Source organism: Streptomyces sp. ISL-99, assembly GCF_018614005.1.
Taxonomy (GTDB): Bacteria; Actinomycetota; Actinomycetes; order Streptomycetales; family Streptomycetaceae; genus Streptomyces; species Streptomyces flavidovirens.
Map to the genome: position 1 here is coordinate 44002 of NZ_JAGGPC010000026.1, position 13011 is coordinate 57012.

Here is a 13011-nt window from a genome sequence, read left to right on the forward strand (position 1 = left end):
CCTCATCCTGCCCGGCGCCCGGCGTCCCCGCCAGCCGATTGTGGAGCGGCCTTCGGGGCGAACGTCACGACGAGGTCGGCGCGGTCCCGGCCCTCGGCGACCAGGCGTGCGTTGGCCTCGTCCGACGCGTGGACGAAGCGCTCGGCGGCCGGGCGTGGCTTGCCGAAGCGTTCGTGCCGGTCCACGAGGCGGCGTACGCGCTCCTCCTGGTCGAGTTCGAGGTACCAGGCCTCGTCGAGCAGGTCCCGTACCAGCGCCCAGGGGCCCTCGTCGAGCAGCAGGTAGTTGCCCTCGGTGACGACGAGCGGTACGTCGTGCGGGCCCGGCACCGCGATGCTGCCGGCCACGGGTTCCTCGATCGCACGGTCGAAAGCGGGCGCGTAGACGACGGTGTCCGGTGAACCGGGGGTGCGCAGCCGCGCCAGCAGGGCGGCGTACCCTGCGGCGTCGAACGTGTCGGGTGCGCCCTTGCGGTCCGTACGCCCGAGGCGCTCCAGCTCGGCTCCGGCGAGGTGGAAGCCGTCCATGGGGACGAGTACGGCGAGCCCGTCGAGGTGGTCGACCAGGTGCGCGGCGAGGGTGGACTTGCCTGCCCCGGGCGGCCCGGCGATGCCGAGGATCCGGCGGCGGCCGGGGGTGACGAGACGGCGGGCGCGGTCGAGAAGGCGGTGCGGTTCCATGCGGGCATTGTGACGGCGGGAAGGGGCGTGGGGTAGGAAGAAGCCCATGCCGCACATCGCTCTCGTCACCCTCGTCGTCCGTGACTACGACGACGCCATCGCCTTCTACACCGGCGCCCTCGGCTTCGAACTGGCCGAGGACGCCGACCGCGGCGACGGCTCGCGCTGGGTCGTCGTGCGTCCGCCCGGGTCCGCGGCCGGTACGGGGCTGCTGCTGGCCCGCGCGAAGGACGACGCGCAGCTCGCGCGGGTCGGCGGGCAGACGGGCGGGCGCGTCGGTTTCTTCCTGCACACCGAGGACTTCGCGCGCGATCACGCCCGGATGACGGCGGCGGGCGTCCGCTTCCTGGAGGAGCCGCGCCATGAGGCGTACGGCTCGGTCGCGGTCTTCGAGGACCTGTACGGCAACCGCTGGGACCTTCTCCAGCCCGCCTGAGGGCAGGCCGCGGGGGGTAAGGACGGGTAGGACGCCGGACAACGGCCGCACTGGGTATCACCGAGGTGACCGGCCCGAACGACGTCCGCCGCACCCACCCCACCATCGGAGTCACCTCATGCATGACGACCGAAGCATCGTGGAACACCGTCTGCGCCGCGTCCTCACGGAGCGCGTCAAGCCCGCCGTACGCTCCCGGCCGCTGCCGATGACCATCGAGAAGTGGGAGGCCCCCGGCGAGCCGGTCCCGGTGGCGGAGGGCCTGTCGGCCGTGTACGAGCCGGCTGCGGCGGGGCAGCCGTGGGGCCCGGCGTGGGGCACCACGTGGTTCAGGGTCACGGGGCGGGTCCCGGACGAATGGCGGGGCCGTACCGTCGAGGCCGTCATCGACCTCGGCTTCGACCGGCAGATGCCGGGCTTCCAGTGCGAAGGCCTGGTCTACCGGCCCGACGGAGAGGCCGTAAAAGCCCTCAACCCGTTCAACGACTGGGTGCGGATCAAAAGCCCGGCCGAGGGCGGCGAGGAGGTGCTGCTGTACGTCGAGGCCGCCTCCAATCCGGTGCTGGCCGGCCAGACGCCGACATACGAGGGGGACAGGCTGACGGCGTCGGCCGACCCGCTGTACCGCGTGGAGCGCGTGGACCTGGTGGTCTTCGAGGCCGAGGTGTGGGAGCTGGTCCAGGACCTGGAGGTGCTGGGTTCGCTGATGTACGAGCTGGCGGAGAGCGACGCGCGCCGCTGGGAGATCCTGTGGGCGGTCGAACGCGCGCTGGACGCTGTCGACCTGGCCGATGTCGCGGGTACGGCCGCCCGCGCGCGTGCGGAGCTGACCGGTGTCCTCGCCTCGCCCGCGAACGCGTCCGCGCACCGCGTGAGCGCCGTCGGGCACGCGCACATCGACTCGGCGTGGCTGTGGCCGCTGCGCGAGACGGTACGGAAGGTGGCCCGTACCTGCTCGAACATGGTGGCCCTGATGGACACCCACCCGGATTTCGTCTTCGCGATGTCGCAGGCGCAGCAGCTCGCCTGGATCAAGGAGCACCGGCCGGAAGTGTTCGCGAAGGTGCGCGAGAAGATCGAGAACGGGCAGTTCGTTCCGGTCGGCGGCATGTGGGTGGAGTCGGACACCAACATGGTGGGCGGAGAGGCGATGGCCCGTCAGTTCCTGTACGGGAAGAAGTTCTTCCTCGACGAGTTCGGCATCGAAACGAAAGAAGTCTGGCTGCCGGACTCCTTCGGCTATACGGCGGCGATGCCGCAGCTCGTCAAGCTGTCGGGCTCGAAGTGGTTCCTGACGCAGAAGATCTCGTGGAGCCAGTCCAACAGGTTCCCGCACCACACCTTCTGGTGGGAGGGCATCGACGGCACGCGCGTCTTCACGCATTTCCCTCCCGTCGATACGTACAACTCCGACCTGGGCGGCGCCCAGCTGGCGCACGCGGCCCGCAACTACCGGGAGAAGGGCCGGGCTTCGCGCTCCCTCGCCCCCTTCGGGTGGGGTGACGGCGGTGGCGGACCCACGCGCGAGATGCTGGCGCGGTCGGAACGCCTGCGGGACCTGGAGGGGTCGCCGAGGGTGTCGGTGGAGCGGCCTTCGGCCTTCTTCGCGAAGGCGGAGGCGGAGTATCCGGACGCGCCGGTGTGGGCGGGCGAGCTGTATCTGGAGCTGCACCGCGGTACGTACACCTCGCAGGCGAAGACCAAACAGGGGAACCGGCACAGCGAGTCGCTGCTGCGGGAGGCGGAGCTGTGGTCGGCGACGGCGGCGGTGCGCATCCCCGGTTTCCCGTACCCGTACGACGACCTGGAGCGGATCTGGAAGACGGTCCTGCTGCACCAGTTCCACGACATCCTGCCGGGCTCGTCGATCGCGTGGGTGCACCGGGAGGCGCGGGATACGTACGCGCGGGTGCGGGAGGAGCTGGAGGCGATCACCGCGGCGGCGCAGAGGGCACTGGCGGGCGCGGGATCGTCGGCGGTGACCTTCAACTCCGCACCCCATGCCCGCCGTTCGATCCCGGCGGGCGGCGCGGCGGTCCCACCGCCCCGTACGTCGGACCCGGTCACGGCGGTGAGCCTCGAATCCGGCGGTTACGCGCTCGCCAACGGCCTGCTGCGGATCGTCGTCGACGCGCGGGGGCTCGTCGTCTCGGCGTACGACGTCGGGGCGGCGCGGGAAGCGGTGGCGCCCGGCGGGGCGGCCAACCTGCTCCAGATCCACCCCGACTTCCCGAACATGTGGGACGCGTGGGACGTCGACGCGTTCTACCGCCACAACGTGACCGACCTGGTGGAGGCCGACAGCGTCGCCCTCACCGAGTCGACGGACGACCGGGCGGTGGTGACGGTCTCGCGCTCCTTCGGCGACTCGGCAGCCGTACAGCGCCTCACCCTCCGCTCGGGCGCGAAGGTCCTGGACATCGAGACGGACGTGGACTGGCACGAGACGGAGACATTCCTGAAGGCGGCCTTCCCGCTCGATGTGAAGGCCGACAGGTCGGCCGCCGAGACGCAGTTCGGGCACGTCTTCCGCGCCACGCACACCAACACCTCGTGGGAAGCGGCCAAGTTCGAGATCTGCGCGCACCGGTGGATCCAGGTGGAGGAGCCGAGCTGGGGTGCGGCGATCGTCAACGATTCGACGTACGGCCATGACGTGACCCGCACCGTACGCGAGGACGGCGGCCAGACCACGACCGTCCGCCTCTCCCTCCTGCGCGCCCCCCGCTACCCGGACCCGGCGACCGACCAGGGCGCCCACCGCCTGCGCTTCGCACTGGCGCCGGGCGCGACGGTCGTCGACGCGGTGCGTGAGGGGCACTGGATCAACCTGCCCGAGCGTACGGTCAGGGGCGCCGGCACCCCTGTCGGGCCGCTGGTCACGTCGGACGACGCCCGCGTCGTCGTGGAGGCGGTGAAACTGGCGGAGGACCGCGGCGGCGATGTGATCGTGCGCCTCTACGAGGCGGCGGGCGGCCGGGCGTCCACCACGCTCACGCCCGGCTTCCCGGTCACGTCCGTGACGGCGACGGACCTGCTGGAGCGCCCCTTGGCGGACTCACCGGCGTACGAACTCGACGAAGACGGCTCACTGGAGGTGGCCCTGCGTCCGTTCCAGATCCTGACGCTGCGTCTGGCACGCGCGGCACTGAGTGCCCGGCGGCGTACACATCGAGGCGCTGCCGCCGCGTACGCGGCGTCAGCGTACGCGGACACGGAGTGGCCATCCGTCGTAACCGGCTGTAATCCTGGGCAGGTTGAGGTCGGGGACGGGGCAGGTGCGCGAGAGGTGGCCGAACATGGCGGACGGCACGGGCGAGGGTACGGGCAGCGGTGAGCCGGAGTGCTCGGACAGCATGAAGACCTTCGGGGCGGTGGTGCAGGCCCTGCGCGAGCACGCGGGGCTGAGCCGGGAGGATTTCGGCTCACTGGTGCAGTTCTCCAAACACACGGTGTCGTCGATCGAACTGGGCCGCCGCATGCCGGACCAGGCGTTCGTGGAGCGAGCGGAAGAGGTGCTCGGGAACACCGGGGCACTGCGGAGGTCGGCACGGCACCTGTCGCGCCAGCCGGGGCTGGCGGCGTGGTTCAGGCAGTGGGCACGGCTGGAGGCGGAGGCGATCAGCCTCTACACGTACGAATGCCGGTTGATTCCGGGGCTGTTGCAGACGGAGGCGTACGCCCGGACGTTGTTCGTCAATCAGCTTCCTCCCCTGGGCGACGATCAGATCGAGGCGCAGCTCGCCGCACGGACGGAAAGGCAGCTACTGCTGCGGGAGCGGCCGAACACCTCGTACAGCTTCATCCTCGAAGAGCACCTGTTCCTGCGCCGCACGGGCGGAATGGCGGTCACCCTGGAACTCATCGACCACATCCTCGACCTCGCCGAGCTCAGGAACATCGAGATCCAGGTGATGCCACAGGTACAGGAAAACCACGCGGGGCTGCACGGCCCGATGCAGTTGCTGGAGACCCCGGGCAACCGGTTGTTCGGCTACTGCGAAGGGCAGGAAAGCGGCCAGTTCATCTCCGTCCCCAAAGTGGTCAGCATGCTCCAGATGCGGTATGCCAGGATGCGCTCACAGGCTCTCTCCCTTGAAGACTCCGTGAGCCTGTTGCGGCGGATGCGAGGAGCAGCAGCATGAGCACCACAGAACTGGTCTGGTTCAAGAGCAGCTACAGCAGCGGATCCGGCGACTCCTGCGTCGAAGTGGCCCTCTCCTGGCACAAGTCCAGCTACAGCAGCGGATCCGGCGACGACTGCGTTGAGGTAGCCACCTGCCCCGGCACCGTCCACGTCCGGGACTCCAAGGACAAGCAGGGCCCCCACCTCGCCCTCTCCCCCGCCGCCTGGACCGGCTTCGTCTCGTACGCCGCCCAGGACGCCTGACAGTCAGGCGTCCGGGGTCAGGCGGAGCGAGATCGAGTTGATGCAGTACCGCTGGTCCGTCGGGGTCGGGTAGCCCTCGCCCTCGAAGACGTGGCCCAGGTGCGAGCCGCACTTCGCGCAGCGGACCTCCGTGCGGGTCATGCCGTGGGAGGTGTCGGCGATCAGCTCGACCGCGTCCGTGTCCTTCGGGTCATAGAACGACGGCCAGCCGCAGTGCGACTCGAACTTCGTGTCGGAGCGGAAGAGTTCCGCCCCGCAGGCGCGGCAGGAGTAGACGCCGGCCGTCTTCGTGTCCGTGTACTCACCGACGAAGGCGGGCTCCGTGCCGGCCTGGCGCAGGACGGCGTACTCGGCCGGGGTCAGTTCCGCGCGCCACTGCTCGTCGGGCTTGTCGACGTCGTACGACATGGTGCGCTCCTCAGTTCGACAGGCGGGCCAGGATGGCCGGGCCGAGGTCCGTGACGTCACCCGCGCCCATCGTGAGAACAAGATCGCCCGGCTTCGCCATTCCCGCGATCACGTCGGGGACCGTCGCCTTGTCGGCGACCGGCGTCACGTCGGCGCCGGCCCTGCGGGCCGCGTCGGTGATCAGCGTGCTGGTGACGCCGGGGATCGGGTCCTCGCGGGCCGGGTAGATGTCGAGGACCAGCGAGGCGTCCGCGAGGGCCAGGGCCTGGCCCATCTCGGTGGCCAGCTCCTGGGTGCGGGAGAAGAGGTGGGGCTGGAAGACGACCAGGAGGCGGCCGGAGGAGGAGTCGGACGCCGTCGCGCCGCGCATGGCTTCCAGGTCGGCGGTCATCTCGGTCGGGTGGTGGGCGTACGAGTCGATGACCTGTACGCCGTTCTCCTCGCCCTTGAGCTGGAGGCGGCGCTTGACGCCGGTGTACTTGCCGAGGGCGGAGGCCAGGTTGTGCGCCGGGATGCCGAGGGCCACGCCCGCGGTCAGGGCCGCTACCGCGTTGTGGGCGTAGTGGCTGCCGGGGACCGAGACGGTGAAGGTGAGGTAGCGGCCGTCGAGGAGGACCGTGACCTCGCTGGTCAGGCCGCGCGGGGTGACCTTGTGCACGCGTACGTCGGCCGACGGGGAGTCGCCGTACGTGACGATCTTGAGGGTGGAGAGGTCGCGCAGGCGGGATGTGAGCTCCACCGCTCCGGGCTGGTCCGCGGAGATCACGAGCGTGCCGCCGGGGACGACCTTGCCGACGAAGGTCTCGAACGAGTCGTAGATCTCGTCCATCGAGGCGTAATTCGCGTGGTGGTCCAGCTCGACGTTGAGGACGATCGCGACCTCGGGGTCGTACTTCTGGAAGCTGCGGTCGCTCTCGTCCGCCTCGGCGACGAAGATGTCCCCGGCCCCGTGGCGGGCGTTCGTGCCGGGGCCTTCCAGGTCGCCACCGATCGCGTACGACGGGTCGAGGCCGAGCTCGGTCAGGGCGACCGCCAGCATCGAGGTCGTCGTCGTCTTGCCGTGCGTGCCTGCGACGGCGATGGCCCGCAGGCCGCCCATCAGCGAGGCCAGCGCGTCGGAGCGGTGCACGACGGGGATGCCCAGTTCGGCGGCGCGGACCAGCTCGGGGTTGTCGGCGCGGATGGCGCTGGAGACGACGACGCAGGTCGCGTCGTCCGCCAGGTGCCCGGCGGCGTGGCCGATGTGGACCGTGGCGCCCAGCGCGCGCAGCGACTCGGCGGTGGCGGACTCGCGTGAGTCGCTGCCCGCGACCCGTGCGCCGCGCTGGGCGAGGATCTTCGCGATCCCCGACATCCCGGCGCCGCCGATGCCGATGAAGTGCGGTCGGTCCATGGCGGTGGGAAGGCCGGGTGCCATACGTATGTCTCCCAAGGTGTGACGTGTGAGCGGTGCCCCAGCCTATTCGTTGTGGGAGAAGAGCTTGAGCACCGGTACGCCGACCTTGTGACGGGCGCGCGAGGCCCAGTCCCGGTGGAAGAACTCCTCGACGTAGTGCGGCGCGGTCAGGACGATCACCTCGTCGGCTCCCGTCTCGGACACGACCGACTTCAGGAGGTCCAGCGGATGCTCCTCGACGACCTGGCCCACGGCTTCGTGGCCGTGCGCCCGCAGCGCTTCGAGGGTTTTCTCCAGGCCACGCTGCGCGAGGGGCTTGGCCTCCTCGCCGCGGGGCTCGTCGGCCTCCCGTACCGCTTCCTCGACCTGGCCGAGCGCTACGTCGTCGATGGCGCGCAGGAGCACGTCCGCCTGGTCGCCACGGGGCTGCATCAGGACGACGAAGGAGACGCCTTCGTCGCCGTGAAGGGTGCTGACGAACTCCACGTCGAGGGACGACAGTGGCTTCTCGATCATCAATACGCTCGTGAACACGACGGGCACCCTTCTCTGTCTTCTTGGGCCGGCGCTTCTGGATAGCGCCGCCGGCCCCCTGCGGAAACCATCCTTCCCCGTGCCCGCACGGGACGCTGCGTGAACAAGTGTGCCCAGCGAAAGCTAAGCGGAACAGTCAATTCCGCTGCCGGTCAGATCCGACGGTACTGGGTGAAAAGGAACCCGGCCTCCTCCAGGACGGACGCCAGTGCGAATCGCTTGGGAACCGCCACAGCGGGCCCGTCCGCGATCCGCTGGGCGCGGCCCGCCGTGAGCATGGGCGACACGGTGAGGCACAGCTCGTCCAGTACCCCGGCCGCGATGAACTGCGCCAGCAGCCGCGGCCCGCCTTCGGTGAGCAACCGGGTGAGCCCGCGCTCCGCCAGCGCCTCCACCGCGCGCCGCGGGTCCGCCGCCGCGCCGTCCCCGACCACCAGGACCTCGGCCCCGGCCTCCCTGGCCGCGCGGATGCCGTCGAGGGGAGCCGTGGCGCCGGTCAGTACGAGCGTCGGGACGAGGGGCGACGTAAAGAGCGGAAGGGAGAAGTCCAGGTTCAGGCTCGCGCTGACCACCGCGATGGCGGGCGCCGGGCCCTGGCCCGCCGCCGCTCTGCGCTGCGCGAAGGCCTCGCGCGCGCGGGCCGGCCGGTAACCCTCCAGGCGTACCGTTTCCGCACCGACGATCACCACGTCGGCGAGCGCGCGCAGCGTGCCGAAGATCCGCATGTCGGTGTCGGAGGAGATCGGCTGCGAGCGGCCCTCGTGCTGGGCGGCGCCGTCGAGCGAGGACACCATGTTGGCCCGCAGCCAGGCCCCCGAGGTCCCCCGCTCCTTCGGATACGCGTAGGCGTCGGCCAGCTCGTCGAGGCCCCACTCACCGTCGGCGGCGGAGGCGGCGGAGACTGTTTCGTCGGTCACAGGGAACAGGCGTCGCATTCGTGCAGTGTGGCACGGAGCCCGCGGGGGCGTCGTTCGGGCCGGATGGGCCGGACGGGCCCGCGAGGGCCGGCGCCGCGCCCTGATCCGGCCCGGCCGGAACGGCACCCCCTAGACTTGAGCCCCGTGTCGTCCTCCACCGCCGCTCATGGGTCCGCTCCCATAGCCGAAGCGGCCCCCCTGTCCTTGTGCGCACGCGAACCGCACGTTCCCGCCGACCGCCTGGTCGCCGAGATGGTGCCGCCGCCGCGCTTCGACTCGGTGCGCTTCGATACGTACGTACCGGACCCGAACCAGCCGAGCCAGAGCGAGGCGGTCCAGGTCCTGAGCACCTTCGCCGCCGGCCTCGGCGGCGCGACGGCGGTCGGCGGGGGCAAGCGGCGCTGGTTCGACTTCGCGAAGAAGCCCGCCGCGCCCACCGCGCCGCGCGGCGTCTACCTCGACGGCGGGTACGGCGTCGGCAAGACCCACCTGCTCGCCTCCCTCTGGCACGCCACGCCCGCGCCCCGTGAGCTCAAGGCCTTCGGCACCTTCGTGGAGCTGACGAACCTGGTCGGCGCGCTCGGCTTCCAGCAGACCGTGCAGACGCTGAGCGGGCACCGCCTCCTGTGCATCGACGAATTCGAGCTCGACGACCCGGGCGACACCGTACTGGTGTCCTCGCTGCTGCGCAGGCTCGTCGAGGCGGGCGTCGCGCTCGCCGCCACCTCCAACACCCTGCCCGGCAAGCTCGGCGAGGGCCGCTTCGCCGCGGCCGACTTCCTGCGCGAGATCCAGGGCCTGTCGGCCCACTTCCGGCCGCTGCGCATCGACGGCGAGGACTACCGCCACCGCGGGCTGCCCGAGGCCCCTCCCCCGTACTCCGACGAGCAGGTCACCAGGGCGGCGTACGCCACCGAGGGCGCCAGCCTCGACGGCTTCGCCCTTCTGCTCGACCACCTCGCCAAGGTCCACCCGAGCCGCTACGGCGCTCTCACGGACGAGGTGCGGGCCGTCTGCCTCACCGATGTGCGCCCGGTGCCGGACCAGTCGACGGCGCTGCGGCTCGTCGTGCTCGCCGACCGGCTGTACGACCGGGAGGTGCCGGTACTGGCCTCCGGCCTGCCGTTCGACAAGCTGTTCAGTGAAGAGATGCTGAACGGCGGCTACCGGAAGAAGTACTTCCGGGCGATCTCCCGGCTGACCGCGCTGGCGCGCGACGCGAAGGGCTTGATCGCGCAGTAGGTTGGGCCTGGATCACCTCCGCGAGAAGGGCTTTCGACATGGCTGCAACGCGTCAGGCACACACCGTCTGGGAAGGCGACCTGTTCAAGGGCACGGGTACCGTGACCTTCGATTCGTCGGGCATCGGCGAGTACGCCGTCTCCTGGCCCGCGCGGACCGAGGAGGCGAACGGCAAGACCAGCCCCGAGGAGCTGATCGCCGCCGCCCAGTCCAGCTGCTACAACATGGCGTTCTCGAACGTGCTCGCCAAGGCCGGCGCCCCGCCGACCCGCCTGAACACCAAGGCCGAGGTCACTTTCGTGCCGGGCGAGGGCATCACCCGCATCCACCTCACCGTGCAGGGCGAGGTCCCCGGCATGGACGAGGCGGCCTTCGTCAAGGCGGCCGAGGAAGGCAAGGCGAACTGCCCGGTCAGCAACGCGCTGGCGGGTACGACGATCACGCTGAGCGCGTCGCTCGTCTGAAACCCGGGGCGAACGCGCCGGACGGACGCGCTGATTGAGGTGGTGTGGCCCGCATGGTTCACGTGAGATCACTTGCGTGCTACACACGTGCGGGTCACACGTTCCTGTCCGCCAGCAGGGAGATACCCCATGTCTGAAACAGCCTCATCGTCCGCGTCACGCCGGCAGGTCCTGGCCCGTGCGGGCGCCCTGGGCGTCGGTGTCGCGTTCGCCGGGTCGGTGTCGGAGATCTTCGCCGGCACGGCCGCCGCCCAGGGACTGGGCCGCAGCGGTTACAGACCGCTCGTGCCCGACCCGGACGGGCTCCTCGACCTGCCCAAGGGCTTCCGCTACAAGGTCCTCTCCCGTGAGGGCCGTCCGCTGCGCTCGGGCGAGGGCAAGGTCCCCTCGAACCACGACGGCATGGGCGCCTTCAGAGGCCATCACGGCCGCGTCCACCTCGTCCGGAACCACGAGAACCGCCACACCGCCAAGCTCGGCGTCCCGACGGTCGCAGGTCTGACCTACGACCCGGCGGCCAAGGGCGGCTGTACGGCCATCGCTCTGGACGGCCGCAACAACGTCCTCGGTGAGCGCGTCGCCATCGCCGGTACGGCCGTCAACTGCGCGGGCGGGCCCACCCCTTGGAACACCTGGCTCACCTGCGAGGAGAACGAGGACAAGGCGGGCACCAACGGCTACACCAAGGACCACGGCTTCATCTTCGAGGTCGACCCCGTCGACCCGCACCGCTCCGGCGCCGTGCCGCTCACCGCGATGGGCCGCTTCCAGCACGAGGCGATCGCCGTCGACCCCCGGAGCGGCATCGTGTACGAGACGGAGGACGCGTTCGACCGGCCCTTCGGCCTCTTCTACCGCTTCCTGCCCGAGAAGCCGCTCGGCGGCCCCGGCTCGCTGCGCGCGGGCGGCGCGCTGGAGGCGATGCGCGTTCCCGGCGTACCCGACCTGTCGGTGGTCCAGGAGACCGGCGCGAGCTTCAGCGGCGTCGAGTGGGTGCCCGTGCCGGACCCGCTGGCCGAGGAGACGCCGATCCGGCTCCAGGACTTCGGCAGGAAGGGCATCACGCACGCCCAGAAGCTGGAGGGCTGCTACTGGGGCGACAACGCCGTCTACTTCGTCTCCAGCTTCGCGCGCAGCGCGGAGGGCTCGGCGGCCGACCACTTCGGGCAGGTGTGGAAGTACGAGCCGCAGAAGCGGCGCCTCACCCTGGTCGTGGTCTTCGGCCCGAGTACGGACATCCAGCTGCCCGGCGAGTCCCCCGACAACATCTGCCTGGCGCCGCGCGGCGGCCTGATGGTGTGCGAGGACGGCAACGGCGCGCAGCACGTGTACGGGCTGACGAAACGCGGCGAGGTGTACGCGATGGCACGCGGCCGGCAGAACATCGGCACGCCCGAGGAACCGGAGTGGGGCGAGTTCGCGGGCGTCACGTTCTCACCGGACTGCGCGACGATGTACGTGAACTGCTATACGCCGGGTACGACGTTCGCCGTAACGGGGCCGTTCCACGGCTGAGTTGAGGCACGGGGGGCGGGCCGCACGGGCCCGCCCCTCCGCCGTACCCGAGAAGCCGCCCGGCCCCCTACTGGTCGCGGTTTCCGCCGGACCGTCGCAGGATCGAGGCAACCGACGGGACCGGCAAGGGGTGCGCAGTGGCCAGGAAGAAACCCGCGAAGGAGCGGCGGCGGTCCGCGGGCCCGCTGAGTGAGCTGCTGCGCGTCCCCGAGGGCGAACGGGTCAGCCTGTCCTCGTACGACGCCGGTGGCACTCCGGGGTTCCCCACCGGCCCGCCGCCGCTGAAGGTGGCCGGCCTGGCGGCGACCGCCCTGATGGGGGAACGTCTCGCCGGTCTCCAGGAGCGCCTGTACGCGGCGAGCACCGCGGGCGACCGGCGACGCCTGCTGCTCGTGCTCCAGGGCATGGACACCAGCGGCAAGGGCGGCACCGTCAAGCACGTCATCGGCCTCTTCAATCCGTCCGGCTGCCGGATCAAGGCCTTCAAGGCGCCGACGGCCGAGGAACGGCACCACCCCTTCCTGTGGCGGATCATGAAGGAGCTGCCGCATCCAGGCGAGATCGGCATCTTCGACCGTTCGCAGTACGAGGACGTGCTGATCGCCCGGGTGCGCGAGCTGGTGCCGCGCGAGGAGATCGGCCGCCGCTACGGCCAGATCAACCGCTTCGAGAAGACTCTCGCCGAGGACGGCGTCACCGTCGTCAAGGTGTTCCTGCACCTCAGTTACGAGGAGCAGCGCCGCCGCCTCCTCAAACGGCTCGACAACCCGGACAAGCACTGGAAATTCACTACGGTCGACATCGACGAGCGCGCGCTGTGGCCCGCCTACCAGGAGGCGTACGAGCTGGCGCTGGAACGCTGCTCGACAGAGGCCGCCCCGTGGTTCGTAGTCCCGGCCGACCGGAAGTGGTACCGCAACTGGGCCGTCAGCAAACTGCTGCTCGAACACCTGGAAGCGCTGGATCCGCGGTACCCGAGGGCGGACTTCGATGTGGCGGAGTGCCGCAAACGGCTATTGTCCCGATAAT

The 13011-nt window shown here is 70.5% G+C and carries 13 protein-coding genes; 8 read left to right on the top strand and 5 right to left on the bottom strand.

Annotation, left to right across the window (positions count from 1 at the left end):
• Positions 1 to 2: 2 nt before the first annotated feature.
• Positions 3 to 728 (bottom strand): nucleoside/nucleotide kinase family protein, encoded by a 726-nt coding sequence (locus J7E91_RS16185; protein ID WP_285439090.1) that lies wholly within the window; start codon positions 726 to 728, stop codon positions 3 to 5.
• Between J7E91_RS16185 and J7E91_RS16190 the strand changes: the two genes are divergently transcribed.
• The 4 genes from J7E91_RS16190 to J7E91_RS16205 all read left to right on the top strand — a co-directional run bounded on the left by J7E91_RS16190 (position 727) and on the right by J7E91_RS16205 (position 5506).
• Positions 727 to 1116 (top strand): VOC family protein, encoded by a 390-nt coding sequence (locus J7E91_RS16190; RefSeq protein ID WP_214904455.1) that lies wholly within the window; start codon positions 727 to 729, stop codon positions 1114 to 1116. The genes J7E91_RS16185 and J7E91_RS16190 overlap by 2 nt on opposite strands.
• Positions 1117 to 1234: 118 nt before the next feature.
• On the top strand, positions 1235 to 4453 hold the full coding sequence (locus tag J7E91_RS16195) for a glycoside hydrolase family 38 C-terminal domain-containing protein (protein WP_251015748.1): 3219 nt from the start codon (positions 1235 to 1237) through the stop codon (positions 4451 to 4453).
• On the top strand, positions 4416 to 5261 hold the full coding sequence (locus J7E91_RS16200) for a helix-turn-helix transcriptional regulator (protein ID WP_214904458.1): 846 nt from the start codon (positions 4416 to 4418) through the stop codon (positions 5259 to 5261). Before J7E91_RS16195 ends, J7E91_RS16200 begins: the two co-directional genes overlap by 38 nt.
• Positions 5258 to 5506, top strand: a complete 249-nt coding sequence (locus J7E91_RS16205) for a DUF397 domain-containing protein (RefSeq protein WP_214904461.1) — start codon at positions 5258 to 5260, stop codon at positions 5504 to 5506. Before J7E91_RS16200 ends, J7E91_RS16205 begins: the two co-directional genes overlap by 4 nt.
• Before the next feature lie 3 nt (positions 5507 to 5509).
• On the opposite strand, the gene msrB is transcribed toward J7E91_RS16205, so the two are convergent.
• The 4 genes from msrB to J7E91_RS16225 form a co-directional block, all read right to left on the bottom strand.
• Complete coding sequence (msrB, locus tag J7E91_RS16210) at positions 5510 to 5914, bottom strand: peptide-methionine (R)-S-oxide reductase MsrB (RefSeq protein ID WP_214904463.1); 405 nt, start codon at positions 5912 to 5914, stop codon at positions 5510 to 5512.
• 10 nt (positions 5915 to 5924) lie between these two features.
• Entirely contained in the window at positions 5925 to 7331 is a 1407-nt protein-coding gene (gene murC, locus J7E91_RS16215) for a UDP-N-acetylmuramate--L-alanine ligase (protein ID WP_214904465.1), read from the bottom strand.
• A 42-nt stretch (positions 7332 to 7373) separates the two neighbouring features.
• On the bottom strand, positions 7374 to 7844 hold the full coding sequence (locus tag J7E91_RS16220; protein ID WP_214904467.1) for an indole-3-glycerol phosphate synthase: 471 nt from the start codon (positions 7842 to 7844) through the stop codon (positions 7374 to 7376).
• Positions 7845 to 7996: 152 nt separating this feature from the next.
• Positions 7997 to 8779 carry a pyrimidine reductase family protein gene (locus J7E91_RS16225; protein WP_214904469.1) on the bottom strand — a complete coding sequence of 261 codons (783 nt, stop codon included), beginning with the start codon at positions 8777 to 8779 and terminating at the stop codon, positions 7997 to 7999.
• Positions 8780 to 8905: 126 nt separating this feature from the next.
• Between J7E91_RS16225 and zapE the strand changes: the two genes are divergently transcribed.
• The 4 genes from zapE (at position 8906) to J7E91_RS16245 (ending at position 13010) form a co-directional block, all read left to right on the top strand.
• The gene (zapE, locus tag J7E91_RS16230; RefSeq protein WP_214904472.1) at positions 8906 to 10003 is read left to right on the top strand and encodes a cell division protein ZapE; all 1098 of its coding nucleotides are present in this window, start codon (positions 8906 to 8908) and stop codon (positions 10001 to 10003) included.
• Positions 10004 to 10041: 38 nt separating this feature from the next.
• A complete protein-coding gene (locus tag J7E91_RS16235; protein WP_214904475.1) occupies positions 10042 to 10467 on the top strand; it encodes an OsmC family protein in 426 nt (141 codons plus the stop codon).
• 129 nt (positions 10468 to 10596) lie between these two features.
• Entirely contained in the window at positions 10597 to 11982 is a 1386-nt protein-coding gene (locus tag J7E91_RS16240) for an alkaline phosphatase PhoX (protein WP_214904478.1), read from the top strand.
• A gap of 137 nt (positions 11983 to 12119) precedes the next feature.
• On the top strand, positions 12120 to 13010 hold the full coding sequence (locus J7E91_RS16245) for a PPK2 family polyphosphate kinase (RefSeq protein WP_214904480.1): 891 nt from the start codon (positions 12120 to 12122) through the stop codon (positions 13008 to 13010).
• The last annotated feature ends 1 nt before the right edge of the window (position 13011 follow it).

What these genes read in the sequence shown, in the direction of transcription:
- J7E91_RS16190 (WP_214904455.1), top strand. Translation starts at nt 727, where the DNA reads ATGCCGCACATCGCTCTCGTCACCCTCGTCGTCCGTGACTACGACGAC.
- J7E91_RS16185 (WP_285439090.1), bottom strand. Translation starts at nt 728, where the DNA reads ATGGGCTTCTTCCTACCCCACGCCCCTTCCCGCCGTCACAATGCCCGC.
- J7E91_RS16195 (WP_251015748.1), top strand. Translation starts at nt 1,235, where the DNA reads ATGCATGACGACCGAAGCATCGTGGAACACCGTCTGCGCCGCGTCCTC.
- J7E91_RS16200 (WP_214904458.1), top strand. Translation starts at nt 4,416, where the DNA reads ATGGCGGACGGCACGGGCGAGGGTACGGGCAGCGGTGAGCCGGAGTGC.
- J7E91_RS16205 (WP_214904461.1), top strand. Translation starts at nt 5,258, where the DNA reads ATGAGCACCACAGAACTGGTCTGGTTCAAGAGCAGCTACAGCAGCGGA.
- msrB (WP_214904463.1), bottom strand. Translation starts at nt 5,914, where the DNA reads ATGTCGTACGACGTCGACAAGCCCGACGAGCAGTGGCGCGCGGAACTG.
- murC (WP_214904465.1), bottom strand. Translation starts at nt 7,331, where the DNA reads ATGGCACCCGGCCTTCCCACCGCCATGGACCGACCGCACTTCATCGGC.
- J7E91_RS16225 (WP_214904469.1), bottom strand. Translation starts at nt 8,779, where the DNA reads ATGCGACGCCTGTTCCCTGTGACCGACGAAACAGTCTCCGCCGCCTCC.
- J7E91_RS16235 (WP_214904475.1), top strand. Translation starts at nt 10,042, where the DNA reads ATGGCTGCAACGCGTCAGGCACACACCGTCTGGGAAGGCGACCTGTTC.
- J7E91_RS16240 (WP_214904478.1), top strand. Translation starts at nt 10,597, where the DNA reads ATGTCTGAAACAGCCTCATCGTCCGCGTCACGCCGGCAGGTCCTGGCC.